This window comes from Streptomyces sp. NPDC057137 (genome assembly GCF_042670825.1).
Taxonomy (GTDB): Bacteria; Actinomycetota; Actinomycetes; order Streptomycetales; family Streptomycetaceae; genus Streptomyces.
Genome location: NZ_JBHUUW010000148.1, coordinates 1 through 1,327 on the forward strand (window position 1 = coordinate 1; position 1,327 = coordinate 1,327).

At 69.4% G+C, this 1,327-nt stretch carries 1 protein-coding gene; it reads left to right on the forward strand.

All coding sequences use genetic code 11. The features are described from left to right. The first annotated feature begins 233 nt into the window (after nucleotides 1–233). On the forward strand, nucleotides 234–974 hold the full coding sequence (locus ACFT9I_RS40280) for a GntR family transcriptional regulator (protein WP_376073315.1): 741 nt from the start codon (nucleotides 234–236) through the stop codon (nucleotides 972–974). The last annotated feature ends 353 nt before the right edge of the window (nucleotides 975–1,327 follow it).

The window sequence follows — 1,327 nt, forward strand, 5'->3', positions numbered from 1 at the left end:
CGGCTCCGTCGGTGGCTGAGCGTCCGGCTGCTCGAAGAGGGGCAGGGCCTCCGGGCGGGGCCGCCCCGGTCTCTCTTGCCGAAGGTACGCATCTGTCGGCCCGGTGGTACTTAACGTATCTTGCCGACGCCACGAAGATACATCAAGCACCGATGCGAGGCAAGGATGTACCTTGGGAGGGTCATTGATGTACCTTCGGAGGTGTACCGCGCTCCGACAAACAGGGAGAAGCCATGCCATACAAGGCACCGGAGGGGAAGGGCTATGCCGACGTGGCGGCCCACTTCCGCACACTGATCAAGAGCGGGGAACTCGCGCCTGGCGCCACGTTGCCGTCCGTCGCTGAGATCCGTGAGCAGTTCGGCGTGGCGGCCAAGACCGTGAGCCGGGCCCTGGCCGTACTCAAGAGCGAGGGCCTGGTCAGCTCGCGCGGGGCGCTGGGCACGGTCGTCGAGAAGAACCCCATGGTGATCACCGGCGCGGACCGCCTGAAGCGCATGGAGAAGAACGGGATGCGCTACGCCCCCGGCGAGACCTCCTCCGGTCACCGCGTGATGACCCGGTCGGTCCACGACCCCGAGATTTGCACGGCTCTCAACCTGGAGCCCGGCGACGAAGCCGTGATCCGCATTCGCGTCTTCCGCCAGGACGACAAGCCGACGTCGGTCGGCGTCTCCGTCTATCCGCCCCACACGGTGGCCGCCGTCCCGGAGCTGGCCGACGACGTACGGATGGTGAAGCAGTTCGACAAGCTCTACAGCGAGCGCACCGGCCGCGAAGTCGTGAAGGGGCAGCGCACCGGCCACGCCCGGCAGGCGTCCCAGGACGAGCTGAACGCCTTGGAGATCGACGCCCCGGCCCACTCGGCCATCGCCGTCTTCGTCACGACCGTGACCTTCCACGACGACGAACAGGCACTCGGCTACTGGGAAGACGTCTACGCCCCCGGCGCCCGGGTGCCCATCGGCGAGTGACACATAGAGCCCTCGCCCAACGTCCCCAGGAGCCCCCGTCGGAGATCCGGCGGGGGCTTTCTGCTGCCCAGCGAGGGCGGCATCTCTGAGCGGTTTACATGGCCAGCCGTCTGCCGACTGCCGCTCTCGCTGTTGTGCTCGCGGACAGGCTGGCGGCGGAGGGGTGGGGGGCGCGTGGCGCTGAGCGGCCGTCTGACGGGGCGGGACGGGGGCTGAGCGCCGTACCCCCGCCGTCGCGGGGCTGGGCAGCGTGAGGCGACCGCACCGCCCGTCTCGGGCTGATGGGGAGCGGCTGCTGCCGCGATGTGGCCGATGCCGTCGAGCTGGTCAGCCCCGCGGCTCCGTCGGTGGCC

What these genes read in the sequence shown, in the direction of transcription:
- ACFT9I_RS40280 (WP_376073315.1), top strand. Translation starts at nt 234, where the DNA reads ATGCCATACAAGGCACCGGAGGGGAAGGGCTATGCCGACGTGGCGGCC.